The 24,798-nt window shown below is 64.0% G+C and carries 26 protein-coding genes and 2 pseudogenes; 5 read left to right on the top strand and 23 right to left on the bottom strand.

Annotated elements, in window-relative coordinates; all coding sequences use genetic code 11:
- Positions 1-8 precede the first annotated feature (8 nt).
- The gene (locus tag L1P09_RS23280; protein WP_054905298.1) at positions 9-971 is read left to right on the top strand and encodes an amino acid ABC transporter permease; all 963 of its coding nucleotides are present in this window, start codon (positions 9-11) and stop codon (positions 969-971) included.
- Positions 964-1,698, top strand: a complete 735-nt coding sequence (locus tag L1P09_RS23275; RefSeq protein WP_054905304.1) for an amino acid ABC transporter ATP-binding protein — start codon at positions 964-966, stop codon at positions 1,696-1,698. Before L1P09_RS23280 ends, L1P09_RS23275 begins: the two co-directional genes overlap by 8 nt.
- Before the next feature lie 123 nt (positions 1,699-1,821).
- On the opposite strand, the gene L1P09_RS26460 is transcribed toward L1P09_RS23275, so the two are convergent.
- The 13 genes and pseudogenes from L1P09_RS26460 to ubiE form a co-directional block, all read right to left on the bottom strand.
- Positions 1,822-2,535, bottom strand: coding sequence for a methyl-accepting chemotaxis protein (locus L1P09_RS26460; RefSeq protein WP_425595024.1), 714 nt, complete (start codon positions 2,533-2,535; stop codon positions 1,822-1,824).
- 141 nt (positions 2,536-2,676) lie between these two features.
- Positions 2,677-3,765, bottom strand: a pseudogene (locus L1P09_RS26455) (methyl-accepting chemotaxis protein); the annotation flags it as partial.
- 192 nt (positions 3,766-3,957) lie between these two features.
- Positions 3,958-4,671 (bottom strand): methyl-accepting chemotaxis protein, encoded by a 714-nt coding sequence (locus tag L1P09_RS26450; RefSeq protein WP_404940681.1) that lies wholly within the window; start codon positions 4,669-4,671, stop codon positions 3,958-3,960.
- A 141-nt stretch (positions 4,672-4,812) separates the two neighbouring features.
- A pseudogene (locus L1P09_RS26445) lies at positions 4,813-5,757 on the bottom strand (methyl-accepting chemotaxis protein); the annotation flags it as partial.
- Positions 5,758-5,974: 217 nt separating this feature from the next.
- Positions 5,975-6,682, bottom strand: a complete 708-nt coding sequence (locus L1P09_RS23260; RefSeq protein WP_054905295.1) for a 16S rRNA (uracil(1498)-N(3))-methyltransferase — start codon at positions 6,680-6,682, stop codon at positions 5,975-5,977.
- Positions 6,679-7,467 (bottom strand): twin-arginine translocase subunit TatC, encoded by a 789-nt coding sequence (tatC, locus tag L1P09_RS23255; RefSeq protein WP_009684304.1) that lies wholly within the window; start codon positions 7,465-7,467, stop codon positions 6,679-6,681. Before tatC ends, L1P09_RS23260 begins: the two co-directional genes overlap by 4 nt.
- Positions 7,464-7,841 carry a Sec-independent protein translocase protein TatB gene (gene tatB / locus L1P09_RS23250; protein WP_009684305.1) on the bottom strand — a complete coding sequence of 126 codons (378 nt, stop codon included), beginning with the start codon at positions 7,839-7,841 and terminating at the stop codon, positions 7,464-7,466. Before tatB ends, tatC begins: the two co-directional genes overlap by 4 nt.
- A gap of 3 nt (positions 7,842-7,844) precedes the next feature.
- A complete protein-coding gene (locus L1P09_RS23245; protein WP_029886370.1) occupies positions 7,845-8,117 on the bottom strand; it encodes a twin-arginine translocase TatA/TatE family subunit in 273 nt (90 codons plus the stop codon).
- Between the two features lie 62 nt (positions 8,118-8,179).
- On the bottom strand, positions 8,180-8,515 hold the full coding sequence (locus tag L1P09_RS23240; protein WP_009684306.1) for a phosphoribosyl-ATP diphosphatase: 336 nt from the start codon (positions 8,513-8,515) through the stop codon (positions 8,180-8,182).
- A 1-nt stretch (position 8,516) separates the two neighbouring features.
- On the bottom strand, positions 8,517-8,909 hold the full coding sequence (gene hisI / locus L1P09_RS23235) for a phosphoribosyl-AMP cyclohydrolase (RefSeq protein WP_054905294.1): 393 nt from the start codon (positions 8,907-8,909) through the stop codon (positions 8,517-8,519).
- A gap of 72 nt (positions 8,910-8,981) precedes the next feature.
- Positions 8,982-10,601, bottom strand: a complete 1,620-nt coding sequence (gene ubiB, locus L1P09_RS23230) for a ubiquinone biosynthesis regulatory protein kinase UbiB (protein WP_054905293.1) — start codon at positions 10,599-10,601, stop codon at positions 8,982-8,984.
- Positions 10,598-11,221: a ubiquinone biosynthesis accessory factor UbiJ gene (locus tag L1P09_RS23225; RefSeq protein ID WP_054905292.1), complete on the bottom strand. Its 624-nt coding sequence runs from the start codon at positions 11,219-11,221 to the stop codon at positions 10,598-10,600. The genes ubiB and L1P09_RS23225 overlap by 4 nt, the downstream gene beginning before the upstream one ends.
- The gene (gene ubiE, locus L1P09_RS23220) at positions 11,221-11,991 is read right to left on the bottom strand and encodes a bifunctional demethylmenaquinone methyltransferase/2-methoxy-6-polyprenyl-1,4-benzoquinol methylase UbiE (protein WP_009682367.1); all 771 of its coding nucleotides are present in this window, start codon (positions 11,989-11,991) and stop codon (positions 11,221-11,223) included. The genes L1P09_RS23225 and ubiE overlap by 1 nt, the downstream gene beginning before the upstream one ends.
- Before the next feature lie 124 nt (positions 11,992-12,115).
- Here ubiE and L1P09_RS23215 point away from each other — a divergent pair, with 124 nt between their 5' ends.
- Positions 12,116-12,391 (top strand): polyhydroxyalkanoic acid system family protein, encoded by a 276-nt coding sequence (locus tag L1P09_RS23215; RefSeq protein WP_009682366.1) that lies wholly within the window; start codon positions 12,116-12,118, stop codon positions 12,389-12,391.
- Positions 12,392-12,452: 61 nt separating this feature from the next.
- On the opposite strand, the gene L1P09_RS23210 is transcribed toward L1P09_RS23215, so the two are convergent.
- Positions 12,453-13,172 carry a hypothetical protein gene (locus L1P09_RS23210; protein ID WP_232892238.1) on the bottom strand — a complete coding sequence of 240 codons (720 nt, stop codon included), beginning with the start codon at positions 13,170-13,172 and terminating at the stop codon, positions 12,453-12,455.
- 40 nt (positions 13,173-13,212) lie between these two features.
- Here L1P09_RS23210 and L1P09_RS23205 point away from each other — a divergent pair, with 40 nt between their 5' ends.
- Positions 13,213-13,632 (top strand): phasin family protein, encoded by a 420-nt coding sequence (locus L1P09_RS23205; protein WP_235768155.1) that lies wholly within the window; start codon positions 13,213-13,215, stop codon positions 13,630-13,632.
- A gap of 10 nt (positions 13,633-13,642) precedes the next feature.
- Positions 13,643-14,434 carry a phasin family protein gene (locus L1P09_RS23200; protein ID WP_235768154.1) on the top strand — a complete coding sequence of 264 codons (792 nt, stop codon included), beginning with the start codon at positions 13,643-13,645 and terminating at the stop codon, positions 14,432-14,434.
- A 110-nt stretch (positions 14,435-14,544) separates the two neighbouring features.
- On the opposite strand, the gene L1P09_RS23195 is transcribed toward L1P09_RS23200, so the two are convergent.
- From L1P09_RS23195 to L1P09_RS23155, 9 genes are all read right to left on the bottom strand, one after another.
- Complete coding sequence (locus tag L1P09_RS23195; RefSeq protein ID WP_029886365.1) at positions 14,545-15,159, bottom strand: TetR/AcrR family transcriptional regulator; 615 nt, start codon at positions 15,157-15,159, stop codon at positions 14,545-14,547.
- A gap of 13 nt (positions 15,160-15,172) precedes the next feature.
- On the bottom strand, positions 15,173-16,855 hold the full coding sequence (gene phaC / locus L1P09_RS23190) for a class II poly(R)-hydroxyalkanoic acid synthase (protein WP_054905289.1): 1,683 nt from the start codon (positions 16,853-16,855) through the stop codon (positions 15,173-15,175).
- A 58-nt stretch (positions 16,856-16,913) separates the two neighbouring features.
- Positions 16,914-17,765, bottom strand: a complete 852-nt coding sequence (phaZ, locus tag L1P09_RS23185; RefSeq protein WP_029886363.1) for a poly(3-hydroxyalkanoate) depolymerase — start codon at positions 17,763-17,765, stop codon at positions 16,914-16,916.
- 62 nt (positions 17,766-17,827) lie between these two features.
- On the bottom strand, positions 17,828-19,507 hold the full coding sequence (gene phaC, locus L1P09_RS23180; RefSeq protein ID WP_235768153.1) for a class II poly(R)-hydroxyalkanoic acid synthase: 1,680 nt from the start codon (positions 19,505-19,507) through the stop codon (positions 17,828-17,830).
- Positions 19,508-19,774: 267 nt separating this feature from the next.
- Positions 19,775-20,152 carry a gamma-butyrobetaine hydroxylase-like domain-containing protein gene (locus L1P09_RS23175; RefSeq protein ID WP_029886361.1) on the bottom strand — a complete coding sequence of 126 codons (378 nt, stop codon included), beginning with the start codon at positions 20,150-20,152 and terminating at the stop codon, positions 19,775-19,777.
- A 143-nt stretch (positions 20,153-20,295) separates the two neighbouring features.
- Positions 20,296-21,639, bottom strand: a complete 1,344-nt coding sequence (gene hslU / locus L1P09_RS23170) for an ATP-dependent protease ATPase subunit HslU (protein WP_009682354.1) — start codon at positions 21,637-21,639, stop codon at positions 20,296-20,298.
- Between the two features lie 76 nt (positions 21,640-21,715).
- Entirely contained in the window at positions 21,716-22,246 is a 531-nt protein-coding gene (hslV, locus tag L1P09_RS23165) for an ATP-dependent protease subunit HslV (protein WP_009682353.1), read from the bottom strand.
- Between the two features lie 269 nt (positions 22,247-22,515).
- Complete coding sequence (locus tag L1P09_RS23160) at positions 22,516-23,787, bottom strand: dihydroorotase (protein ID WP_029887681.1); 1,272 nt, start codon at positions 23,785-23,787, stop codon at positions 22,516-22,518.
- On the bottom strand, positions 23,784-24,788 hold the full coding sequence (locus tag L1P09_RS23155) for an aspartate carbamoyltransferase catalytic subunit (RefSeq protein WP_009684474.1): 1,005 nt from the start codon (positions 24,786-24,788) through the stop codon (positions 23,784-23,786). Before L1P09_RS23155 ends, L1P09_RS23160 begins: the two co-directional genes overlap by 4 nt.
- Positions 24,789-24,798 lie beyond the last annotated feature (10 nt).

The raw sequence follows: 24,798 nt of genomic DNA, 5'->3' as shown, positions 1-24,798 counted from the left end.
GTACCCACGTGATCAAACACAAGAAAGCCCAGTGGCCCTGGCACGGGCTGACCGCGCTGGTCCTGGTGGGCCTGGCGTTCAGCCTGTACATGGCCACCTCGATGATTTCCTACGAGTGGCGCTGGAACCGCGTTCCGCAGTACTTCGCGTACAAGGCCGAGGAAACCCAGCGTGCAGCCGATTATGGCACCGTGCAGGAAATCGTCATTTCCGGCGATAACGCCCGCGTGACGCTGAAGGACGAAAGCGGCGCCGAGCAGGTGCTGGATGTGGACGCGGACAGCCTGCAACTGAGCCGCGGCGATGATGTTGCCGAGGGCGACCAGATCGGTGTGACCCGCCACTGGGCCGCCGGGCCGCTGGCCTGGGGCCTGTGGACCACGCTATGGATCTCGGTCGTGTCCGGCGCCTTGGGCCTGGTGATCGGCCTGTTCGCCGGCCTGTGCCGGTTGTCGACCAACCCGACCCTGCGCGACCTGTCGACGGTGTACGTCGAACTGGTGCGTGGCACCCCGTTGCTGGTGCAGATCTTCATCTTCTACTTCTTCATCGGTACCGTGCTCAACCTGTCCCGCGAATTTGCCGGGGTGGCTGCACTGGCGTTGTTCACGGGCGCCTACGTGGCAGAAATCGTCCGTGCCGGGGTGCAGTCGATCGCCAAAGGCCAGAACGAAGCTGCACGCTCGCTGGGCCTGAATGCCGGCCAGTCGATGCGCCACGTGATCCTGCCCCAGGCTTTCAAACGCGTACTGCCGCCCTTGGCCGGCCAGTTCATCAGCCTGGTCAAGGACACCTCGCTGGTGTCGGTGATCGCCATTACCGAACTGACCAAGAGCGGCCGCGAGGCCATTACCACCTCGTTCTCCACCTTCGAGATCTGGTTCTGCGTGGCAGGCCTGTACCTGCTGATCAACCTGCCGCTGTCGCACATTGCCAGCCGGCTCGAGCGGAGGCTTGCGCAAAGTGATTGAAGTCCGTGACCTGCTGAAAATATTCGACACCCGCGGCCAGGTGGTCCGGGCTGTGGATAACGTCACCACCCAGGTGGCCAAGGGCGAAGTGGTGGTGGTACTGGGCCCGTCGGGCTCGGGCAAGTCCACCTTCCTGCGTTGCCTTAACGGGCTGGAGCACTTCGACCAGGGTTATGTCGCCATCGACGGCCTGCAACTGGCTGACCCGAAGACCGACATCAACGCCTACCGCCGTGAAGTCGGCATGGTGTTCCAGCATTTCAACCTGTTCCCGCACATGACCGTGCTGGAAAACCTGTGCCTGGCGCAGAAGGTGGTGCGCAAGCGCAACAAGGCGGACCGCGAGGCCAAGGCCCGGGCGTTGCTGGAGAAGGTGGGCATTGCACAGAAGGCCAACGAATACCCCTCACGGCTTTCCGGCGGTCAGCAGCAGCGTGTAGCGATTGCCCGCGCCTTGTGCATGGAGCCCAAGGTCATGCTGTTCGATGAACCGACTTCTGCGTTGGACCCTGAAATGGTCGGCGAGGTGCTGGACGTGATGAAAACCCTGGCCCAGGAAGGCATGACCATGGTCTGCGTCACCCACGAAATGGGCTTTGCCCGCGAAGTGGCCGACCGGGTGCTGTTCTTCGATCACGGCAAATTGCTGGAAGACTCGGCCCCGGCCACGTTCTTTGCCGCGCCGAAAGACCCGCGCGCGCAGGCCTTCCTGCGCCAGGTGCTTTAACCTGCACCGGCCTCTTCGCCGCTAAAGCCGCTCCTACACGCAACGTGGTCGGTGTAGGAGCGGCTTTAGCCGCGAACACCGGCAATGCCGGTGCCATCCACTGCGATGTCCGCGTCGCGACCCTCAGATATTGAACCGCCCGACCATCCCCCGCAGCTGCTGCCCCAGCTGTTCCAGCTCGCCGCTCGACATCGCTGTCTGCTCACTGGCCGCACTGGTCTGGTCCGACACATCCCGCACATTCAGCACGCTCCGGTTGATCTGCTCGGCCACCACGCTCTGTTCTTCGCTGGCCGTGGCGATCTGCTGGTTCATGCCCTGGATGTTCGACACCGTGTTGGTGATCTGGCCCAAGGCATCGCCGGCCCTGCGGCTCAGCTCCACACTTTGTTCGGTCAGCTGCTTGCTGTTGTCCAGCAAGCGGGTGACCTCGTCGGTGCCGCTGTGCAGGCTGTCGATCAACTGGCCGATCTCTTCGGTTGCCGTGGAGGTGCGCTGGGCCAGGCCGCGTACCTCATCGGCCACCACGGCAAAACCGCGCCCGGCTTCACCGGCCCGTGCCGCTTCGATGGCAGCGTTCAGGGCCAGCAGGTTGGTCTGCTCGGAGACCGACTTGATGACATCGAGAATGCTGCCAATCCGCTGGCTTTCGCCCGCCAGGTGATGCATGGCCGCCAGGCAATGGTCCATCTGCCCGGCCAGTTGCTCGATGCGGCCGATGGCTTCGGCCACCACCTGGTCGCCTACCTGGGCCTGCTGGTCGGCGCTGGTGGCGGCCTGCGAGGCCTGCTCGGCGTTTTGCGCCACTTCCTGAACCGTGGCGCTCATCTGGTTCATGGCGGTGGCAACCTGGTCGGTTTCCTCGCGCTGCTGGTTGATGCGCAGCTTGGTGTCTTCGCTGCTGGTCGCCAGCTGCGAGGCCGCCTGCGACAGCTGGCCGACGCCCTGGTCGATGCCCCCGATCAGTTCGCGCAGGCTCAAGGTCATCTCCCGCATGCTGGTCTGCAACTGGCCCATTTCGTCACGGCGCTGCACGGTGTCGACCTGGCTCAGGTCGCCCTTGGCGATGCGCGCCGCCACCGCCAGGGTCTGGCGCAAGGGCTGGGTGATCTGCAGGGTGATCAGCCAGGCAGCCAGGGCCCCCGCTACCAGTGCCAGCAACGCAACGCTGGTCAGCAGCGAGCGGGCGGCCAAGGCTTCGCGGTCACGTTGCTCGACCTTGCGTTTACCCAGTTCCAGGCTGAGCGCGCGCAACTCGTTGCCCATTCGCTCCATGTTGTTCTGCAATTGCTCGACCCGCACGGCGGCGCGCCGGTATTGGTCCAGGCTGGCGCGGTACTTGGCCAGCTCGACACCGGGCTGCTCGCTGACAGCGCGTGGCAGGCCAAGCGGCGCCAGGCCTTTGAGCAGTTGCTCGAGGCTGGCCTGGGCTGCGTCCAGGGCGCTGTCGCCGACTTTGGCAAAGTCCTCGACCGGGGCGAACGTGTAGGCGGGTACCAGGCTTTGCTGGTTGGCACCGTCCACTTGCCGGCTGAGGGTGTCCATTTGCGCCAGGGCACCATTTTGCTGGCTGTGGGCCGGCATGTTCAGCAACGCCTGGGTCTGCAGCTCGTCGATGGCATCGTTGAGCTTCTGCTCCTGCTCCTGCATTGCCTGGCGCAAGGCCACCCGGTTGGCGACGGTGCGCTGCAACTCGGTGAAGTCATCGCGCAGGCGCTGCAGCAGGGTCAGCTTATCGGTCAGCATCTGGCGCGACTCATCGACGTTGCTGCGCTGCTGCAGGGTGTTGAGCATGCTGTTGAGCTGGTCGAGGATGTTGCCGATAGTGGCCTTGCTGGCGTCGTCGTTGAGCACGCGGAAGGTGATGCGCTCTGCGCGCAGGTCTTTGGTCAGGTCGTTGATCCGGCCGATTTCGCTGAGCTGTTGCGAGCGGACGATGGCGTCGTCCAACGCACGCCAGCCGCTGATGGTGGTGGCCAGGGTAAGCAGCAGGACCACAGCGAAGCCGAGGGCCAGCTTGGCAGCCACGCTGATGTTGCCGAGCTTGCGGTTGAGGTAGCCGAGCATGGTGAGTCTCCGTGCGAAAGGGGGAGGGCATGCAGGCGTATTGCCGGCATGACACCTTTGCCCATCGGCAGCGGAGCTGTAGGACTTGACCTGATAATCAGGTAGGAAATTTCGCTGCGGCTAGTAGGAAATGTGTCGCTTGTGCCTGGCCGCTCCGCGCCGAACTGACGCGAAGAGGCCAGGCACACCCGATCAGAGCCTGAAGCGCCCCACCAACCCTTGCAAATGGGTGCCCAGCCGCGCCAGCTCCACGCTGGAGCTGGCCGTCTCCTCACTGGCCGCCGAGGTCTGGTCGGAAATGTCCCGCACATTCATCACGCTGCGGTTGATCTCTTCGGCCACGGCCGTTTGCTCTTCTGCCGCGGTGGCGATCTGCTGGTTCATCGCCTGGATGGACGACACGGTGCGGGTGATGGTTTCCAGCGAGCTGCCGGCGCGGCGGGTCAGCTCGACGCTGCTGTCAGTCAGTTGGCGGCTGCTGTCCATCACGCTGGCCACCCGCTGGGTTCCGCTTTGCAAGCCGGCAATCAGTTCTTCGATTTCTTCGGTCGACTGCTGGGTGCGCTGGGCCAGGCTGCGTACCTCGTCGGCCACCACGGCAAAGCCGCGCCCGGCTTCGCCTGCACGGGCAGCCTCGATCGCTGCGTTGAGCGCCAGCAAATTGGTCTGTTGAGCCACCGACTTGATCACGTCGAGCACGCTGCCGATCTTGTCGCTCTCGGCCTTGAGCTGGTTCATCGCTTCGCTGGAGTTGATCACTTCGCCGGCCAGGCGCTCGATCTGCGCCACCGCTTCGCCCACCACCCGGTCACCTTCACGGGCCTGCTGGTCGGCCATCAAGGCCGCTTCCGAGGCTTGCTCGGCATTGCGTGCCACGTCGTGCACGGTCGCGGTCATCTGGTTCATGGCAGTCGCCACCTGATCGGTCTCGACCTTCTGGTTGTTGACCCCGACGCTGGTCTGCTCGGTCACCGCCGACAGTTGCTCGGCCGCACTGGCGATCTGCGTTACCCCATCGCCGATGCCACCGATCAGCTCGCGCAAGCCTTGGGTCATGCGCTGCATGCTGGCTTGCAACTGGCCCAGCTCGTCACGGCGGTCTACCTGCAGGTTGTGGCTGAGGTCGCCGCTGGCTACCCGCTCGGCGGCGCTCAGGGTCTGGCGCAGGGGCACGACGATCTGCCGGGTAATCGCCCAGGCTGCCAGCAGGCCAAGGGCCAGCGCCAGCACCGTGGCGATCAGCAGCAGGGTCTTGGCCTGGGCGGCAGCGCTATCCCGTACGGCGGTCTGGGAGGTGGTCATCGCCTCGCTGGTCTGCAGCAGCGCCGCGCCGAACTCGACCATGCGTTGCAAGGCTTGATCGCTGGCCGTCTGGGCAGCGCCGAACTGGCTGACCGCATCCCGGTAGCCGCCCATGGCGGTGGTCGCATCGTCCAGACTGGCGGCGTAGTCGGCCGGCACCTTGGCCGGCAGCGCGCGCAGTTCGAGCAAGGCCTGGTCAATGGCTTTCAAAGCGGTTTGCTGGTACTCGGCATTGCCGCTGTAGGTATAACCGCGTACCTGGAAGCGGGCTTGCTGCAGCAGGGCGCTGACCTCCACGGCGGACTGGTATTGGCTTATGTCGCCGCCCTGGCGCAGGCGCTGTTGCACCCGGCTCAGCAGTTCCACGGCCTTGTCGGCGCTATCGCCGAGCACTGCGCGGCTTGCCTCGCGGCGTTGGCCGGCCTGTTTCAGCTCGCCCAAGGCCTGCTGGTAGCCGCGCACGGCCTCGCGCTGCTGCTCCAGGCGCTGGTGGTCGGCGGGCTGCTCGATCTGGCCGAGCATCACTTGCACTTGGCGGTCCAGCGTAGCCAGGGCTTTTTCCACGTCTGCGATCGAGGCTTCGTCGCGCTCGCGTTGATAGCGCTGGCGGGCGATACGCAGTTCCTGGGTGTGCTGCTGAATGACCGAGATATTCCCCAGCTTGTCGCCACGGGCGGTGATGCTGTCCATGCCGTGCCAGCCGGTCAGGGTGATGGCCACGGTCAATAGCAGGACCAGGCCGAAACCCATTCCCAGTTTGCGGTTCACGCTCATATTGCCCAGCGATTGGGCTAACCATTGATACATGTAGACTCCCGGTCGGCTTGGCAGCACGAAACTTTGTTGTGTTGCCAAGGCCATCGGCCCGGGAAGGGGAAACTTGATGGGCGATTAGGTGGCGTTTGCGTCAGAAAATGCGCGAAAGCAGCGCAGTGACGGCCGTTTCCACGCGCAGAATGCGCTCACCCAGCTGCACGGGCGCCAGGCCTGCCTTGCCCAGCAGGTCGATTTCGTAAGGAATCCAGCCACCTTCGGGGCCGATGGCCAGGGTCACGGGCTGGTCCACGGCGCGCGGGCAGGCAGGGTACGGGCCGGGGTGACCGACCAGGCCCAGGGTACCAGCAGCGATCGCGGGCAGGCGGTCTTCGACGAACGGCTTGAAGCGCTTCTCGATGATCACCTCGGGCAGTACCGTGTCGCGGGCCTGTTCCAGGCCGAGGATCAGGTTGTCCCGAATGCTCTCCGGCTGCAGGAACGGCGTTTGCCAGAAGCTTTTCTCGACCTTGTAGCTGTTCAGCAGGATCAGCCGCGGTACACCCAGTGTGGCCACGGTCTGGAACAGCCGGCGCAGCATCTTCGGGCGGGGTACAGCCAGCACCAGGGTCAGCGGCAGTTTGGCCGGCGGTTGCTGGTCGAAGGCTACCTCCAGCTCGGCCTGGTGCGGTGCCAGGCGCAGCACCGTGGCCTTGCCCATCAAGCCGTTGACGCGGCCCACGCGCAGCTGGTCGCCGACCGCCACGCGGTGGATTTCCTGCATGTGGGTGAAGCGCCGGTCAGCCAGCACAACGCGGTCGGCCGCAACGAAGTCGGCCTGTTCAAGCAGCAGCAGGTTCACGGTTGAGTCGCTGGCGGCTGGTCGTTGGAATCGTCGGCAGTTTCGTCGTGGGCACTGCGCTTGCGCACCAGGCTGCCGCACAGCACGCCGACTTCGAACAACAACCACATGGGTACGGCCAGCAGGGTCTGCGAGAAGATGTCCGGTGGCGTGAGGATCATGCCGACCACGAAGCAGCCGATGATCACGTAAGGGCGGATCTTCTTCAGGTACTTCACGTCGACCACGCCGATCCACACCAGCAGCACCACCGCCACCGGGATCTCGAAGGCCACGCCAAAGGCGAAGAACAACGTCATCACGAAATCGAGGTAGTTGGCGATGTCGGTCATCATGGCCACGCCTGCCGGGGTGGCTGCCGCGAAGAACTTGAACATCAGCGGGAACACCAGGAAATAGGCGAACGCCATACCGGCATAGAACAGCAGGATGCTCGACACCAGCAGCGGGATCGCGATGCGCTTTTCGTGGCGGTACAGCCCAGGCGCGATGAAGCCCCAGATCTGCTGGAGGATGAAGGGGATGGCCAGGAACAGCGACACGATCATGGTCAGCTTGAACGGCGTGAGGAACGGCGAGGCCACGTCGGTGGCGATCATCGTTGCGTTGGCCGGCAAGTGATCACGCAGGGGGGCGGAGACCAGGGTGTAGATCTGCTGGGCGAAGGAGAACAGCCCGGCAAAGATCAGGAAAATGACCGCAACGCAGCGCAGCAGGCGGGTGCGCAGTTCGGTCAGGTGCGAAACCAGCGGCATTGGCTGGTCGTGTTCCGGATTCTCGCTCATGGGGCTCGCGGCGGTTGAGGCGGTTCAGTGGTTGTGCCCGGGGTGGCCGGTGTTTCCACTGGCCTGGCTGCGACCCCGGCGGGTGGCTGCACGGTGGCGGTGGTCACGGGCGGCTGTGCCGGTGGCGTCAGCGGGTTGAGGATGCGCTTGGCTTCCTCTTCCATCTGCAGGATGTGCTCGTTGTGCAGCTGACGGCGGATGTCGTCGGCGCCGATTTCACGCTCCACTTCCATCTTGATGCTGTTGAAGCTGCGCTTGAGCCGCCCGATCCACAAACCTGCGGTGCGGGCGGCGCCTGGCAGGCGCTCGGGGCCGAGCACCAACAGGGCGACCAGGCCGACGAGCAGCAGCTCGCTGAAACTGATGCCGAACATGGGTCAGTCTTTCCGCTGTGGCTCTTGGACCGGCTGTGCCTGGCCCTCGATGGTGTGGCCTGGCTGCGGCTGGGCGGTGTTCTGCACCGGCGGCACAGGCTGGGCAGGCGGCGGGGTTTGCTCGGCCGGCTTGTGCTCTTCATCGTTCATGGCCTTGCGGAAGCCCTTGATCGACTCGCCCAGGTCACTGCCGAAGTTCTTCAGCTTCTTGGTGCCGAATACCAGCACCACGACCACCAGCAGGACGATCCAGTGTTTCCAGTCAAAGATACCCATTTCGTACTCCTGAAAAAATGTCAGTGAAGCTTCAGGGGCGCCCGGCGCCCCCCGCAAATGCATCAGGCAGAAGGCGTTCGCGCAGCCTTCTCATCATGCCCGGACAGCCCGAAGCGGCGCTCCAGTTCGTCCAGCACCGCTTGCGGATGCTGGCCCAGCGCGCTGAGCATCACCAGGCTATGAAACCACAGGTCGGCGGTTTCGTAGATGACATCGCTGTAATCCTTGCTGTGCGCGGCGTCCTTGGCGGCGATGATGGTTTCGACCGACTCTTCGCCGAGCTTTTCAAGGATCTTGTTCAGGCCCTTGTGGTACAGGCTGGCCACATAGGAGCTGTCGGGCGCCGCTTGCTTGCGTTCTTCAAGCACGGCGGCCAGGCGGTTGAGGGTGTCGCTCATGTCAGTGTCCTGCGCTGTAGATGGCACCCGGGTCCTTGAGGACCGGGTCGACGATGTTCCACTGGCCGTCTTCGTAGACGCGATAGAAACAGCTTTCACGGCCGGTATGGCAGGCAATATGGCCCAGTTGCTCGACCATCAGGATGATGACGTCGGCGTCGCAGTCCAGGCGCAGCTCATGCAGCTTCTGCACATGCCCGGACTCTTCGCCCTTGCGCCACAGCTTGCCACGCGAGCGCGACCAGTAGATGGCGCGTTGCTCGGCGGCCGTGAGCGCCAGCGATTCGCGGTTCATCCAGGCCATCATCAGCACCCGTCCGGTCTTGTGGTCCTGGGCGATCGCTGGCACCAGGCCATCGCTGTTCCACTTGATCTCGTCCAGCCAGTCTTTCATCGTCGACTCCAAAGCGAGCCCGCTCCTGTACCGGGCCATTTGCGCTAGTGTGCCAGCCACAGGCGCGGCTGGCTATTGGCGCACGATCAGGTAAAGGCCGGCGGCCAGCATCAGCCAGGCTGGCCAGGCTGCAGGCGCGGCCAGGCTGGCGGCCTCGGCAGCACCCGCGGCCAGTACCGCGCCCCCGCCCAGCAGGCCGGCACCCAGCAGGCGCAGCGCCCAGCGGTCGCCCTTGCGGCGCTCTGGCAGTTGCGGGTCATGCAAATGCGGTTGCGACAGGCGTTCGAGCAGGTCGCGGGTCATACCGGCCAGGTGCGGCAACTGCTCGACATGGCTGTGCAGGTTGCCGAACATGGCCTTGGGGCTGTAGCGCTCGCGCATCCAGCGTTCCAGGTAGGGCTTGGCGGTGCTCCACAGGTCCAGGTCAGGGTACAGCTGGCGGCCTAGGCCTTCGATGTTGAGCAAGGTTTTTTGCAGCAGCACCAACTGCGGCTGCACTTCCATGTTGAAGCGCCGTGCGGTCTGGAACAGGCGCATCAGCACCTGGCCGAAGGAAATATCCTTTAACGGTTTTTCGAAGATCGGTTCGCACACGGTGCGGATCGCGGCTTCGAATTCGTTGACCTTGGTATGCGCCGGGACCCAGCCCGAATCGATGTGCAGCTCGGCCACACGCCGGTAGTCGCGCTTGAAGAAGGCAAACAGGTTGCGCGCCAGGTAGTCCTGGTCTTCGGCGGTGAGGCTGCCGACGATCCCGCAGTCGATGGCGATGTACTGCGGGCTCCACGGTTTGACCGTGCTGACGAAGATGTTGCCCGGGTGCATGTCGGCATGGAAGAAGCTGTCGCGGAACACCTGGGTGAAGAACACCTCCACACCCCGTTCGGCCAGCAGCTTCATGTCGGTGCGCTGGTCGGCCAGGGTAGCCATGTCGGTCACGGGCACGCCATAGATGCGCTCCATGACCAGCACCTTGGGGCGGCACAGGTCCCAGTACACCTGGGGCACGTACATCAGCTCGGACCCTTCGAAGTTACGCCGCAGCTGGCTGGCATTGGCCGCTTCGCGCAACAGGTCGAGCTCGTCGTAGATGGTTTTTTCGTAGTCGCCGACGATGTCCACCGGGTGCAGGCGGCGGGCATCGGCCGAGGCGCGCTCGGCGGCCTTGGCAATCAGGAACAGCCAGGCCAGGTCCTGGGCGATGACCGGCTTGAGGCCGGGGCGTACCACCTTGACCACCACCTCTTCGCCCGTTTTCAGGCGCGCGGCATGCACCTGGGCGACCGAGGCCGAGGCCAGCGGCTCGACGTCGAAGCGGCTGAACAGCTCGCCCACCTTGGCACCCAGTTGCGCTTCGATCAACGCCACGGCGTGTTTCGGGTCGAATGGCGGCACGCGGTCCTGCAGCAGCATCAGCTCGTCGGCGATGTCGGGGGGCAGCAGGTCGCGGCGGGTGGACAGCAACTGGCCGAACTTGATGAAGATCGGCCCCAGGTCCTGCAGCGCCAGGCGCAGACGTGCGCCACGGTTGAGCTCGGACGGCTTGCGTGGCAGCCAGCGCCACGGCATCAGCAGGCGCAGGCTGGCCAGCCACCAGGGCAGCAGGGGTTGATCGAACAGCAGGTCATCCAGGCGGTAGCGGATGACCACACGCTGAATGCGGAAAAGGCGGCGGACGGCGAGCAGCTTCATGCGTTATCGCTGGAATCAAGGGATCGGGAAAGGCGCTTGAGGCGCGCCTCAAGGCGTTCGGTGTCGAGTTTCAGGGCATCGAGTTCGCTGAAGGCAGCCTCGGCTTCGCGCTTGCCGACCAGCGTGCGCGACTCTTCGGCCAGGTACTCGGACAAATTCTGGCTGAAGCGCGCCAGGCCCTGGCGGGTCCAGCGTGCGCGCAGGCGGATGTGGCCGGCCAGCATGGCCGTGGCCACCGGGCCGAGCCAGCGTTGCAACTCGTGCTCCCAGTCCAGTTCCAGGTCCTGCAGCACACCGAACAGGTCGAGCAGCACGGCGCTGTCGCCGTGCAGCTCGACCTGCGGGCTGTGCAACACGCCAGTCTTGTCCTTGGTCACGGCCAGTTGCACCAGGCTGCCGGCCGGGGCGCGCAGGCTGCAGTCGACCTCGCCTTCCCAGTGGGCGGCGAGCATCAGGCCCTCTTCATCGGGCAGGATGAACACCTGCAAGGCCGGTTGGCGGCAGTCTATCTCGATGACCTTGCCCGCCAGCGCGCCCAGCCGCGGCAGGGCCGTGCTGTCCATGCGCAGGACGCGGTTCAGGCCCTGTTCGACACTGGCGAGCAGCCCGGCCAGCAGCATCAGGGCTTGATTCCCCGGTGCACGGCAACAATGCCGCTGGTCATGTTGTGGTAGGTGACGCGGTCGAAGCCGGCCTCGACCATCATGCTTTTCAGGGTTTCCTGGTCGGGGTGCATGCGGATCGACTCGGCGAGGTAACGGTAGCTTTCGGAGTCGTTGGTGATCAGCTTGCCGGCCAGGGGCATGAAGGCGAACGAGTAGGCATCGTAGGCCTTGGACATGAGCTTGTTGGTCGGCTTGGAGAACTCCAGGATCAGCAAGCGGCCACCGGGCTTGAGTACACGCAGCATCGAACGGATGGCTGCATCCTTGTGGGTGACGTTGCGCAGGCCGAAGGCGATGGTCACGCAATCGAAGTGGTTGTCCGGGAACGGCAGCTTTTCCGCGTCGGCCTGCACGAATTCGATGTTGCCGGCCACGCCGCGGTCCAGCAGGCGGTCACGGCCAACCTTGAGCATCGAGTCGTTGATGTCGGCCAGTACCACTTGCCCGGTCGGGCCGACCAGGCGCGAAAACTTGGCGGCAAGGTCGCCGGTACCACCGGCGATGTCCAGCACGCGGTTGCCGCTGCGCACACCCGAGAGCTCGATGGTGAAGCGCTTCCACAGGCGGTGCATGCCGCCGGAGAGCACGTCGTTCATCAGGTCGTACTTGGCAGCTACCGAATGGAATACCTCGGCAACTTTCTTGGCTTTCTGGCTTTCAGGGACGTCCTGGTAGCCGAAATGGGTGGTGGGTTCGGCGTGGTCGCCTTTGCGCTGGTCGTTCATATCGCTTCACCGGAAAAAATTACCGCCATTCTAGGGCGAACGGGCGGATTTGTCTTGGCAGGGTGTGCCTGTGGCCGGGGGCGGGCATAATGCCGATTATGTCTACATCTTCAGGAACACCTGCATGACCCAGATCAGCGTCGAACGCAAACACTCCCTCGGCCGTGACGCCGCCCGTGCCAAGGCCCAGGCGCTGGTCGACAAGCTCAGCCGCGAGTACGACCTCCAGGCCACCTGGAACGGTGACCGGGTCGATGTGGCGCGCAGCGGCGCCAAGGGTAGCGTGCAGATCGGCGAAGACAGCATCCGCGTGGAGCTGAAACTGGGCATGATGCTGTCGATGATGAGCGGCACCATCAAGGGCGAGATCGAGCGGGCGCTGGACAAGGCACTGGCCTGACGCCCGCTTTATTCAGCTGGCGGGGAACGGGATCAGGTCTTCGATCTGGTCCAGGCGCAGGTCACCCCGGTACACCTGGCAACGCTCCGCCGAAGCCTGTGCCCGTTGCAAGCGCTCGTCGCGGCCCATGGCCTCCGGAAACTTCAAATGGCCTTTGGCAAAGCGCCGGGCATTGGCGGTGGCGGTGGTGTAGTGGAAGTGCGCCTCCCAGAGCTTCTGCCTGGGCTGCAGGCGATATCTGCCTGGGCTGCAGGCGATAGATGTCGTACACATCCAGAAAGTCATTGGGCTTGAGCTGTTTGCGCGCCCTGTGGGTCAGTGGTTGCTCGGGTACTGCATCCTGGCGATCGGTCGCGGCCGCCAGGTTGGCCATGTCATCCTCGCCCAGGCTTATCAGTATATTGAGCTCAACGATGTAGGCCTCGAGTTGGCTGCTGTCCACCGCAGGCATGTTGCGTGAAAGCAGGTACTGGGCATTGCTCAGGGCCAGCTTGTATTCGCGAAGGGCGCTCTCCAGGGGCGCCTTCTGTTGTTCGGGCGTCAGGCCGGCGGCAGCCAGGCTGTCGTGGCTCAGCAGTGCTTCGTGAAAATGCTTGCCGCGCAGGGTTTGCTGGGCGAGCAGGGTACTTTCGAAATCGTCTGCGCTGAGCCGGTCCCTGCGGACGACGAGTTGATGCAGGTCACTGATGATCTGGGCCCTGTGGTAGATAAAGCAGTGCGCCGATCTTAGGGTGAAGATTCTAATTCCTGCCTCTACCTTATGCTCAAGCCCACCCTCCATGGGCGGTTCCTCCTCCACTCATGAGCATGAGGTACAGAGCATGACCAAAGTGAATGTGAAGAAAAAGGCGGACGCGCCGGGCACGCTGGGTGAGGTGCGGGGTTACGCACGCAAGATCTGGCTGGCGGGCATCGGCGCCTATGCGCGTGTCGGCCACGAAGGCGCCGACTATTTCCAGGCGCTGGTCAAGGCCGGCGAAGGTGTCGAGAAGCGGGGCAAGAAGCGCATTGATAAAGAGCTGGACGCCGCCAACCAGCAGATCGATGACGCCGCCCAGGAAGTGAGCCGCGTACGTGGCAAGGTTGAAATTCAACTCGACAAGATCGAAAAAGCTTTCGACGCACGGGTAGGGCGCGCCTTGAATCGCCTTGGCATACCGTCTAAACATGACGTTGAGGCGCTGTCGATCAAGCTTGAACAGCTGCACGAGCTGCTTGAGCGCGTCGCGCACAAACCATAAGGAGAGCAGGATGGCTGGCAAGAAGAATACCGACAAAGCAGGCAGCACCTGGGTCGGCGGGATCGAAAAGTACTCCCGCAAGATCTGGCTGGCGGGGCTGGGTATCTATTCGAAGATCGACCAGGACGGCCCCAAGCTTTTCGACTCGCTGGTGAAAGATGGCGAGAAGGCCGAAAAGCAGGCCAAGAAGAGCGCCGAAGATGTGGCCGAAAGCGCCAAGTCTTCGACCACTTCGCGGGTGTCCGGCGTGAAGGACCGGGCGCTGGGCAAGTGGAGCGAACTCGAAGAGGCTTTCGATAAACGTCTGAACAGCGCCATCTCGCGCCTGGGTGTACCGAGCCGCAACGAAATCAAGGTCCTGCACCAGCAGGTAGACAGCCTGACCAAGCAGATCGAGAAGCTGACCGGTGCCTCGGTGGCGCCGGTTTCGTCGCGAGGGGCCGCAGCCAAGCCGGCAGCCAGCAAGGCGGCAGCCAAGCCACTGGCCAAGGCGGCAGCGGCCAAACCCGCAGCCAAAACCGCTGCGGCGAAACCTGCAGCCAAGGCGGCCGCGGCAAAACCTGCGACCAAGCCTGCGGCTGCCAAACCTGCAAGCAAGGCGGCAGCAGCGAAACCCGCCGCCAAGCCTGCGGCAAAGCCGGCAGCAGCCAAACCGGCAGCAGCCAGGAAGCCTGCAGCGAAGAAAGCACCGGCCAAGCCGGCGGCCAGCGCTGCACCTGCCGCAACCGATGCCCCTGCCCCGGCTGCAGCCCCGGCCAGCAACACGCCGTCGGCGGCCAACGGGACCGGTACCCTGATCTGATACCGCAACGCCCTCTTCGCGGGTGGCCCCGCGCCTCAGGTTCAGCACAACCCTGCAGGCGCGGGTTCACCCGCGAATGCGTCGGCGGCGGCAGCACAGCCCCTGCAGGGCTAGTCCTCCAGATACTTCATCGCCAACTGCTCGGCTGCCCCCCTGGCCTGAGCCTGCAGGTGCGGCGCCACCAGCATCATCACCTGGTACACCACGATCCCCACATCCCCTTCGCGCCCCAGCACCCGCTGGTAATCCAGCGAGAACAGCAGCGTCAGGGTGATCTGTTCCACCAGTTGCCCCAAGGCCTGGGTGTCACTCTGTACCAGGCCCTGGCCCTTGAGGCTGGCCAGCAGTGCCGCCAGCGTGCGCTTCAGGGCGTTGATCAGGCTGCGCATGCCGCGGGCCAGCTTGGGCAGGCGCCCGGTCAGGTTCGACAGGTCCTGGAACAGAAACCGGTACTGCGCCATGTGCTCGACGATCAGGTGCAGGAACAGCCAGTAGTCCTCGGCATCCAGGCGCACTTCCAGCGGCGGGTCCAGCAGCGGCATCAGCGCTTCCTCGAAGCGCTCGAACAACCCCAGTACCAGGGGCTCCTTGCCGTGGAAGTGGTAGTAGAGGTTGCCCGGGCTGATACCCAGCTCGTTGGCAATCTCCAGGGTCGATACGTTCGGCTCGCCCTGCTGGTTGAACAGCTGCAGGGCGCACTCAAGGATACGATCGCGGGTTTTCATCCGGTCGGTCTGCTCATCGGGTCAGCACATAGGTGCCGGGCGCAGGGGCCAGGGGCGGGTGGGTGGCGTTGCCCAGGTCGTTGCGTGGCGCCTTGAGCGGACCGGAGCGCTGGGTGATCCACGCCAGCCACAACGGCCACCAGCTACCCTCGCTGCGCGTAGCCTCGTGGAACCATGCGCGCGGGTCACTGCTCAGGCTGGGGTTGGTCAGGTAATAGGCCTTGGGGTTGCCTGGCGGGTTGATGATGCTCTGGATATGCCCGCTGTTGGCCAGCACGAAGCGGCGCTCACCGCCCAGCAGCAAGGCCGACCGGTACACCGCGTCCCAGGGGGTGATGTGGTCGTTGCTGCCGGCGACGGTAAAACTGTCCACGCTGACCTGTTGCAGGTCGATTGGCGTGCCGCAGACCTCCAGCCCGGCCGGGTAGGTCAACGGGTTGAGCTTGAAGAAATCCAGCAGGTCGCCATGCAATGCGGCAGGCAGGCGCGTGCTGTCGGCGTTCCAGTAGAGAATGTCGAACGCAGGCGGTGTCTTGCCGAGCAGGTAGTTGTTGACCCAGTAGTTCCAGATCAGGTCGTTGGGGCGCATCCAGGCAAACACCCGCGCCACTTCGGCGCCGTCCAGCACGCCGCGCTGGTGAGAGCGGCGTTTGGCTGCCTGCAGGGTCTGCTCGTCGGCGAACAGGCTGGCCGGGCTGTCGAACTTGCTGTCCAGCAGGCTGACCAGGTAGGTGGCACTGCGCACCCGGCGCAACTGGTTCCTGGCTTGCAGGTGGCCTTGCAAGGCGGCCATGGTCAGGCCGCCGGCGCAAGCGCCCATGAGGTTGGGGTCGCGGTTGCCGCTGATGCGGCGGCAGGCATCCAGGGCTTCTTCCAGCGCCTGCACGTAGCTGGACAGGCCCCATTCACGATGGCGCGGGTCTGGGTTGCGCCAGCTGACCATGAACACTTGCAAGTTGTTCTTGAGCATGTACTGGACGAAGCTGTTGTTCGTGCTCAGGTCGAAGATATAGAACTTGTTGATCTGCGGCGGCACCACCAACAGCGGGCGGCTGTGCTGTTTTTCACTCATCGGCCGGTACTGGATCAGCTCCAGCAGCTCGTTGCGAAATACCACGGCCCCAGGGGTGGCGGCCAGGTTGCGGCCCACGTCGAAGGCCCGCTCATCGACCTGGCGCGGCAGGCCATCGTTGTGGCGCAGGTCTTCGAGCAGGTGGGCCAGGCCGCGCACCAGGCTCTGGCCACCGGTGTTGAACAGTTCCTTCACGGCCAGCGGGTTGAGCAGCGAGTTGCTGGGGGCCAGCGCATCGTTGAGCAGGTTGAACAGAACGTGGGCGCGGGCCCGGTCATCGTCATGCAGCTGGCTTTCGTCGATCCACTGGCGGGTCTGCTGCTGCCAGGCCAGGTAGGCTTGCAGGCCTCGGCGGTAGAACGGGTTCAGGCTCCATGCAGGGTCGCTGAACCGGTTGTCACGCGGGTTGGGTTGAAGCGGTGAATCGCCCAGCATCACCCGCCCCAGTTGCCCGCCAAGGGCCAGCAGGTGATGGGCGGTATGCAACGGGTGGCGCAGGCCGTGGCGGCCGACATTGCGTAGCGTGGCCAGCAGGTCGCGGCCGCGCAGGCCGAGCATGGCATGCTGCACGGTCATTCTGCCGGCAGGGACCGTTTGCGATCCTTTGGCCGGTTTGTCTGTCATGGCAACACTCCCTTGTCTGACCCATTGCGCGTTATAGCCCCTTTCGCGGTGCTGGCGCTTACCCTCCCGAGGCCGGGCGCGGGTGCATCACGGCGCGCTGACGTTCTTGCTGCAGGAACTTCATGATGATTGGCGCGACAGCCTCGGCTCGGGTAATCAGGAACAAATGGCCGTCGTCGATAATATGTAGCTCGGCGTTGGGAATCCGCCAGGCCAGCAGGCGCATGTTAACCAGCGGGATCAGCGGGTCGTCGTCGCCCGCCAGCACCAGGGTCGGCTGCTGGATCTTGTGCAGCCAGTGAATGCTGGTCCAGCCCAGGCCGGCGAACAGCTGCCAGTAGTAGCCCATCTTGCCGCCGGAGCGCACCTTGGCTGCGTGGTGCATGGCCAGCTCTGGGTCCCGGCGAAAACCGCCACCGTAGATCAGCGGGGCAATGCGCAAGACATGCGATGGCTGCACATAGCGCCTGGGGCTGGCCATCATCCACAGCACCTTGGGCTTGCCGGGTACCATCACGGCACCGGCGGCAGTGGCGGCGAGTATCAGCTTCCTGCAGCGTTCGGGGTAGTCGTGGGCGAACTGCTGGGCCAGGGCGCCGCCCCAGGACACCCCAATCACATTGACCTGGCCGTAATCGAGGTAATCGAGCATCCGTGCCGTCAGCTTGGCCAGCCCGGGGAAGCGATACGGGTGGCGCGGGGTGGACGAGCCGCCGACACCGGGAACGTCGAAAGCGATCACTTCCAGGTCCGGGTCCAGTGCTTCGATGAACGGGAATACCAGCTCCAGGTTGGCGCCGATGCCATTGAAGATCAGCAGCGGCGTCAAGTGCGGCTTGCCGGGGCGGACGGCGGTGCGGATGGACTGGTTGTCCAGCTCGACGGTCCGGAAGATATACGGTTGCGTCATGCGCGTGACTCTTGGGTGAAATGAACACCGTGGCGCCCTGAGGGCCGCCACGGCGCTGCCACTCAACGCTCGTGAACGTAGGTGCCTGGGGCCGCCTCGCCCGCAGCATAGGCACGGTTGCCCAGGCGGGTCGGCGCTTTTTTCAGTTCGCCTGCGCGCTCGGCCAGCCAGCCTTGCCAGTGCAGCCACCAGGAGTCGGCATGCTTGGTGGCATTTTCCTGCCAGGCCAGCGGATCACCCGGGCGGTCGTCACCGGTCATGAAGCGTGCCTTGGGGTTGCCCGGTGGGTTGAGGATGCTCTGGATATGCCCGCTGTTGGACAGCACGAACTCGATCTTGCCCCCGAACAGGTGGGCCGAGCGGTAGCACGACTGCCACGGGGTAATGTGGTCAGCGGTACCCGCCACGCTGAAAATGTCGCACTGCACGTTTTTCAGATCGATGGGGGTGCCGCACACTTCCAGGGCGTTGGGGCGCGTCAGCGGGTTGGTCTTGAACATTTCGATCAGGTCGCCATGGAAGGCGGCGGGCAGGCGCGTGGTGTCGTTGTTCCAGAACAGGATGTTGAACACCGGCGGCTCGTTGCCGAGCAGGTAGTTGTTCACCCAGTAGTTCCAGATCAGGTCGTTGGGGCGCATCCAGGCGAACACCTTGGCCATCTCGCTGCCTTCCAGCACACCGGCCTGGTAGGAGTGGCGCTTGGCGGCTTCCAGGGTCTGCTCGTCGACGAACAGCGCCACCTGGGTATCCATCGTGGTGTCCAGCACGCTGACCAGCAGGGTCAGGGCATTGACCTTGTGCTCGCCGAGGGCTGCGTAGTGCCCTACCAGTGCCGTGCAGGTGATGCCGCCAGAGCAGGCACCGAGCATGTTCAGGTCCTTGCTGCCGGTAATCGCCAATACGGCGTCGACGGCTTCCTTGAGTGCGTCGATGTAGGTGGACAAGCCCCATTCACGCTGGGCCTTGGTCGGGTTGCGCCAGCTGATGATGAAGGTTTGCTGCTGCGAGCGCAGGCAAAAACGAGCCAGGCTCTTTTCCGGGCTCAGGTCGAATACGTAGAACTTGTTGATCTGCGGCGGCACCACCAGCAGTGGCCGGGCGTGCACCTGTTCGGTGATCGGGCTGTACTGGATCAGTTCCAGCACATCATTGCGGTACACCACCGCGCCTTCGCTGGTGCCCAGGTTCTTGCCCACCTCGAAGGCGTCCATGTTCACCTGGCTAGGCATGCCGCCGTTGTTGACCATGTCCTTGGCCAGGTTGGACAAGCCGTCGAGCAGGCTCTTGCCACCGGTCTCGAAGAAGCGCTTGACCGCCGCCGGGTTGGACAAAGTGTTGGTCGGCGCCATGGCTTCGGTCATCAGGTTGATGACGAACTGGCCGCGGCTGATGTCCTGAGGTGACAGGTCACTGCTGCCGATCCAGTCCTGCAGTTCGTTGCGCCAGGCCAGATACGTCTGCAGGTAGCGGCGGTACAGTGGGTTGCTGCTCCAGGCCGGGTCGTTGAAGCGTCGGTCGTCGCTTTCCGGGGCCAGGCTGGACTTGCCCAGCAGGACGTTTTTCAGTTCCAGGCCAAAATGGGCCACGTGCTTTGCGCTGTGCAGCGGTTGGCGCACGGCCTGACGCAATACGGTGCGTGCCGAACTCAGCAGGTCTTTGCGGCGAATGCCGATGATCGGGTTCAGCCCCAGGGTGTTTTCCGAGGCCTGCCGCTGCAGCTCATCGTTGTTCTTGTTACTCATCTACGACGCTCCGTTGTCCTGAGACGAGTACCGGTTGCTGTGACGGGGGCACAGCCCTGAGCCCGGTACTGCTACTCGGGTGACCAGTGATAAGGAACAGCGGTGCTGCGGGGTTCTGAATACCTGCAGCGTGATGCAGGGAACTTGCCACTCACATTGGTTACCCGACTTTCATGTAATGCGCAAGACAGCCCGTCACTGGGCCGTCTGCCAATCATTCAAACAGATGAAACTAGAAAATGCGCTCTAAACCTTGCAGCCCTTGCGCTAGAGCATGAATTTGACGACCGACTCCGCCGGGTCGCGGGACTTGCCGGCCTTGTGCAGCTCGTCGAGGTATTCGGCCCACAGCTCGTTTTGGCGCAGGCACAGCTGTTCCAGGTATTCCCAGGTGAACAGGCCGCTGTCATGGCCGTCGTCGAAGGTCAGTTTCAGTGCATATTGGCCGGCTGGCTCGATGCCGCTGAGGCCGACGTTGAGCTTGCCGAATTGCAGAATGGGGTTGCCGTGGCCCTGGACCTCGGCGGAGGGGGAGTGCACGCGCAGGAACTCGGCGGGCAGGGTGTAGACCTCACCGGGCGCATAGGTAAGGCTGAGGGTTTTCGAGGCTTTGTGCAGGTTGATGGCGGTGGGCATGCGGGCCATGGGCTGAATCTCTTCTTGGCGACAAGACTCAAGCTTCAAGCTTCGAGCCTCAAGCTGCAAGAGGAGATGGCCAAGACATGTAACGGCCATGTTTTGCGGTGCTGCAAGCGACGCCTAACAGCTCGTCGCTTGCAGCTTGCCGCTTACAGGATGTAACGCGACAGGTCTTCGTTCTGCGCCAGCTCACCCAGGTGGCTGTTCACATAGGCCGCGTCGATCTGGATCGGCGTTTCGTCATGGGCGCTGGCCAGGTCACCGGCACTGAACGACACCTCTTCAAGCAGGCGCTCCAGCAGGGTATGCAGGCGACGGGCACCGATGTTCTCGGTTTTCTCGTTGACCTGATAGGCAATTTCGGCCAGGCGCTTGATGCCGTCGGCGACGAACTCGATGTTCAGGCCTTCGGTTTTCAGCAGCGCCTGGTACTGCTCGGTCAGCGAAGCGTGCGGCTCGCGCAAAATACGCTCGAAGTCTTCCGGGGTCAGTGCCTTGAGCTCTACACGGATCGGCAGGCGGCCTTGCAGCTCGGGTACCAGGTCGCTGGGCTTGCTCAGGTGGAACGCGCCCGAGGCAATGAACAGGATGTGGTCGGTCTTGACCATACCCAGCTTGGTGTTGACGGTGCAGCCTTCGATCAGCGGCAGCAGGTCGCGCTGCACGCCTTCACGGGACACATCGGCACCGCCCACATTGCCGCGCTTGGCGACCTTGTCGATTTCGTCGATGAACACGATACCGTGCTGCTCGACCGCTTCCAGGGCCTTGGCCTTGAGCTCTTCCTCGTTGACCAGGCGGCCCGCTTCTTCATCGCGGACCATCTTCAGCGCTTCTTTGACCTTCAGCTTGCGCGCCTTGCGCTTGCCCTTGCCCATGTTGGCGAACAGGCTTTGCAGCTGGTTGGTCATTTCTTCCATGCCGGGCGGCGCGGCAATTTCGACACCTACGGCATCGGCGACTTCGATCTCGATTTCCTTGTCATCCAGCTGGCCTTCGCGCAGGCGCTTGCGGAACAGCTGGCGGGTGTTGGAGTCGCTACTGGTCTGCGCGGCTTCCTCGTTGAAGCTGGTCACCCGCGCCTGCGGCAGCAGGGCATCGAGAATACGGTCTTCGGCGGCGTCTTCGGCGCGGTGGCGCACACGGATGATCTCCTGCTCGCGCAGCATCTTCAGTGCGGCATCGGCCAGGTCGCGGATGATCGACTCGACGTCACGGCCGACGTAGCCGACTTCGGTGAACTTGGTGGCTTCGACCTTGAGGAACGGGGCGTTGGCCAGCTTGGCCAGGCGGCGGGCGATTTCGGTCTTGCCGACACCGGTCGGGCCGATCATCAGGATGTTCTTCGGCGTCACTTCGGCGCGCAGCTCAGCCGGCAGCTGCATCCGCCGCCAGCGGTTGCGCAGGGCAATGGCCACGGCGCGCTTGGCGTCGTCCTGGCCGATGATGTGGCGGTTGAGTTCGTGGACGATCTCGCGGGGGGTCATGGACATGATCAATTGGGTCCTTGGGCAGATGAGTCAGCGTGGAAAAGCCCCATCACCGGGATGGGGCGCCAGAACAGCTGAGTCAGTCGGCCAGGTCCTGCTCCTCGATGGTCAGGTTATGGTTGGTGAACACGCAGATGTCGCCGGCGATGTTCAGGGCGGTCTCGGCGATTTCACGGGCCGAGAGGTCGGTCTTGTTCAGCAGTGCGCGGGCGGCAGCCTGGGCGTAGGCACCACCGGAACCCATGGCGATCAAGCCATCTTCGGGTTCGACCACGTCGCCGTTGCCGGTGATGATCAGCGAGGCATCCTTGTTGGCCACGGCCAGCATGGCTTCCAGGCGGCTCAGGGAACGGTCGGTACGCCATTCCTTGGCCAGCTCGACGGCAGCACGGATCAGGTGGCCCTGGTGTTTCTCCAGCTGCCCTTCAAAGCGCTCGAACAGGGTGAATGCGTCGGCGGTGGCACCGGCGAAGCCGGCGATGACCTGGCCGTGGTACAGGCGGCGCACTTTCTTGGCGTTGCCTTTCATTACCGTGTTGCCGAGGGATACCTGGCCGTCGCCGCCCATGACGACTTTGCCGTTACGGCGGACAGAAACGATGGTGGTCAAGGGGAGAGTCTCCACGCAGCGGGGCGAAAGTGCCTGATGCAGACTCATATGGGGGTGGGGGGGAGAGTTTCAAGCTTCAAGCTACAAGCGACAAGAAAAAGCAGATCGGTGGGTGGCTTGCTTCTTCTTCAAGCTGCAAGCTGCAAGCTGCAAGCTGCAAGCTACAAGCTACAAGCGGCAAGAAAAAGCAGATCCGTGGGAGGCTTGCTTCTTCTTGCGACTTTCGACTTTCGACTTTCGACTTTCGACTTGCAGCTTGCAGCTAGCCCTTAGGCCTCGTGGCAAACGTGCCCATCGACCAAGGTATAACGCACTGCACCCGGCAGGCAGTGGCCGATGAACGGGCAGTTCTCACCCCGCGACAGCCATTGCTCGCCGGCAACGGTCGAGGCTTGCGGGTCGAACAGCACCAGGTCGGCCGCGCCGCCTGCTTTCAACTCACCCGCAGGCAGGCGCAGGGCGGCAGCCGGGCCGCTGCTCAGGCGGGCGAGCAAGGTGGGCAGGTCGAGCAGGCCGTCCTGCACCAGGGTCATGGCCAGCGGCAGCAGCAACTCGACGCTGCTGATACCCGGTTCGGTAGCACCGAAAGGGGCCAGCTTGGCATCGCGTTCGTGCGGCTGGTGGTGGCTGGAAATCGCCTGGATCACGCCAGACTTGACCGCTTCACGCAGGCCGTCACGGTCAGCAGCAGTACGCAGCGGTGGCTGCACGTGGTACAGGCTGGAGAACTCGCGCAGCGACTCGTCGGTGAGAATCAGCTGGTACAGCGCCACGTCAGCGGTTACCGGCAGGCCAAGTGCCTGGGCCTGGGCGATCAGGCGCGCGCCACGGGCGCTGGTGATCTGGCTGAAGTGCGCGCGCACGCCACTCTGCTCGACCAGCAGCAGGTTGCGCGCCAAGGCCACGGTTTCGGCGCTTTCCGGAATGCCCGGCAAGCCAAGGAAGCTGGCCATGGCGCCTTCATGGGCCAGGCCGCCCTGGGCCAGGTCGCGGTCCTGGGAATGGAACACCACGGTCAGGTCGAAGGTGGCGGCATACTCCAGGGCGCGGGCCAAGGTACGGTTGTTGGGGATTTCCTTCAGGCCGTTGCCGAATGCCACGCAGCCGGTGTCACGCAGGGCCACCAGTTCCGCCAGTTGCTCGCCTTCCAGGCCCTTGGTCAGGGCGCCGATCGGGTAGACCTTGCTGTTGGCCGCTTCGCGGGCACGGTCGAGAATCAGCTCGGCCACGGCCGAGGTGTCCAGCACCGGCTTGGTTTGCGGTGGGCAGCACAGGCTGGTCACGCCACCGGCCACGGCTGCGCGGGTTTCGCTGGCGATGTTGCCTTTGCGGCTAAAGCCCGGTTCGCGCAGGGACACGCCAAGGTCGACCAGGCCAGGCGCGGCAACCAGGCCTTGCGCCTGGATCGTGCGGCTGGCGCTGAAACCGGCCGGGGCGGCGCCGATGGCAGCAATGCGGCCACCGTCCAGGTGCAGGTCGGTGACCTGGTCCAGGCCGCTGTTGGGGTCGATGACCCGGGCGCCAAGAATGCTGATGGTCACTGGGCGTTCTCCTGGTCGAATTGACGTTGCGCGTTTTGCCCGCTCATGGCCATGGACAGCACTGCCATGCGTACAGCGATGCCGTAGGTAACCTGGTTGAGGATCACCGAATGCTTGCCGTCGGCCACCGCCGATTCAATCTCCACGCCCCGGTTGATCGGGCCTGGGTGCATGACGATGGCATCCGGCTTGGCCCCGGCCAGGCGGGCGGTGGTCAGGCCGAACAGGCGGTAGAACTCGCCTTCGCTGGGCAGCAGGCCACCGGCCATGCGCTCACGCTGCAGGCGCAGCATGATCACCACGTCGACATCCTTCAGGCCCTCGGCGAGGTCGGTGTAGACCTTCACGCCGTACTGCTCGATACCGACCGGGATCAGGGTTTTCGGCCCGATCACGCGAATGTCCGGGCAACCCAGGGCCTTGAGCGCCAGCATGTCGGAGCGGGCTACCCGCGAGTGCAGGATATCGCCGACGATCGCTACCGACAGGTTCTCGAAGCTGCCCTTGTGGCGACGGATGGTCAGCATGTCGAGCATGCCCTGGGTCGGGTGCGCATGGCGGCCGTCACCACCGTTGATCACGGCAACGTGCGGGCACACGTGCTCGGCGATGAAATGCGCAGCCCCCGAGTCGGAGTGGCGCACGACGAACATGTCGGCGGCCATGGCTTCGAGGTTGCGCAGGGTGTCGAACAAGGTCTCGCCCTTGCTGGTCGAGGACGTCGACACATTCAGGCTGATCACGTCGGCAGACAGGCGCTGGGCTGCCAGCTCGAAGGTGGTGCGGGTACGGGTCGAGTTCTCGAAGAACACGTTGCACACGGTCTTGCCGCGCAGCAAAGGGACTTTTTTCACGGCCCGGGCACCGACTTCCAGGAAGGAGTCGGCGGTGTCGAGGATCTCGGTGAGCAGTTCGCGGGGCAAACCGTCAAGCGAGAGGAAGTGGCGCAGCTGGCCCTGGTCATTGAGCTGCAGCGGGCGCTTGGCGTCGATTGGCGTCATCGCGGGGGAC

The sequence above is a fragment of the Pseudomonas juntendi genome, assembly GCF_021560075.1.
GTDB lineage: Bacteria > Pseudomonadota > Gammaproteobacteria > Pseudomonadales > Pseudomonadaceae > Aquipseudomonas > Aquipseudomonas juntendi.
This window is presented reverse-complemented; position numbering and strand designations above follow the sequence as displayed.

Coding starts and splice junctions, on each gene's coding strand:
- L1P09_RS26460 (WP_425595024.1), bottom strand. CDS start 2,535: ATGAACCAGATGAGCGCCACGGTTCAGGAAGTGGCGCAAAACGCCGAG.
- L1P09_RS26450 (WP_404940681.1), bottom strand. CDS start 4,671: ATGAACCAGATGACCGCGACCGTGCACGACGTGGCACGCAATGCCGAG.
- tatC (WP_009684304.1), bottom strand. CDS start 7,467: ATGAGCGAGAATCCGGAACACGACCAGCCAATGCCGCTGGTTTCGCAC.
- tatB (WP_009684305.1), bottom strand. CDS start 7,841: ATGTTCGGCATCAGTTTCAGCGAGCTGCTGCTCGTCGGCCTGGTCGCC.
- L1P09_RS23245 (WP_029886370.1), bottom strand. CDS start 8,117: ATGGGTATCTTTGACTGGAAACACTGGATCGTCCTGCTGGTGGTCGTG.
- L1P09_RS23240 (WP_009684306.1), bottom strand. CDS start 8,515: ATGAGCGACACCCTCAACCGCCTGGCCGCCGTGCTTGAAGAACGCAAG.
- hisI (WP_054905294.1), bottom strand. CDS start 8,909: ATGAAAGACTGGCTGGACGAGATCAAGTGGAACAGCGATGGCCTGGTG.
- ubiB (WP_054905293.1), bottom strand. CDS start 10,601: ATGAAGCTGCTCGCCGTCCGCCGCCTTTTCCGCATTCAGCGTGTGGTC.
- L1P09_RS23225 (WP_054905292.1), bottom strand. CDS start 11,221: ATGCTGCTGGCCGGGCTGCTCGCCAGTGTCGAACAGGGCCTGAACCGC.
- ubiE (WP_009682367.1), bottom strand. CDS start 11,991: ATGAACGACCAGCGCAAAGGCGACCACGCCGAACCCACCACCCATTTC.
- L1P09_RS23215 (WP_009682366.1), top strand. CDS start 12,116: ATGACCCAGATCAGCGTCGAACGCAAACACTCCCTCGGCCGTGACGCC.
- L1P09_RS23210 (WP_232892238.1), bottom strand. CDS start 13,172: ATGGAGGGTGGGCTTGAGCATAAGGTAGAGGCAGGAATTAGAATCTTC.
- L1P09_RS23205 (WP_235768155.1), top strand. CDS start 13,213: ATGACCAAAGTGAATGTGAAGAAAAAGGCGGACGCGCCGGGCACGCTG.
- L1P09_RS23200 (WP_235768154.1), top strand. CDS start 13,643: ATGGCTGGCAAGAAGAATACCGACAAAGCAGGCAGCACCTGGGTCGGC.
- L1P09_RS23195 (WP_029886365.1), bottom strand. CDS start 15,159: ATGAAAACCCGCGATCGTATCCTTGAGTGCGCCCTGCAGCTGTTCAAC.
- phaC (WP_054905289.1), bottom strand. CDS start 16,855: ATGACAGACAAACCGGCCAAAGGATCGCAAACGGTCCCTGCCGGCAGA.
- phaZ (WP_029886363.1), bottom strand. CDS start 17,765: ATGACGCAACCGTATATCTTCCGGACCGTCGAGCTGGACAACCAGTCC.
- phaC (WP_235768153.1), bottom strand. CDS start 19,507: ATGAGTAACAAGAACAACGATGAGCTGCAGCGGCAGGCCTCGGAAAAC.
- L1P09_RS23175 (WP_029886361.1), bottom strand. CDS start 20,152: ATGGCCCGCATGCCCACCGCCATCAACCTGCACAAAGCCTCGAAAACC.
- hslU (WP_009682354.1), bottom strand. CDS start 21,639: ATGTCCATGACCCCCCGCGAGATCGTCCACGAACTCAACCGCCACATC.
- L1P09_RS23155 (WP_009684474.1), bottom strand. CDS start 24,788: ATGACGCCAATCGACGCCAAGCGCCCGCTGCAGCTCAATGACCAGGGC.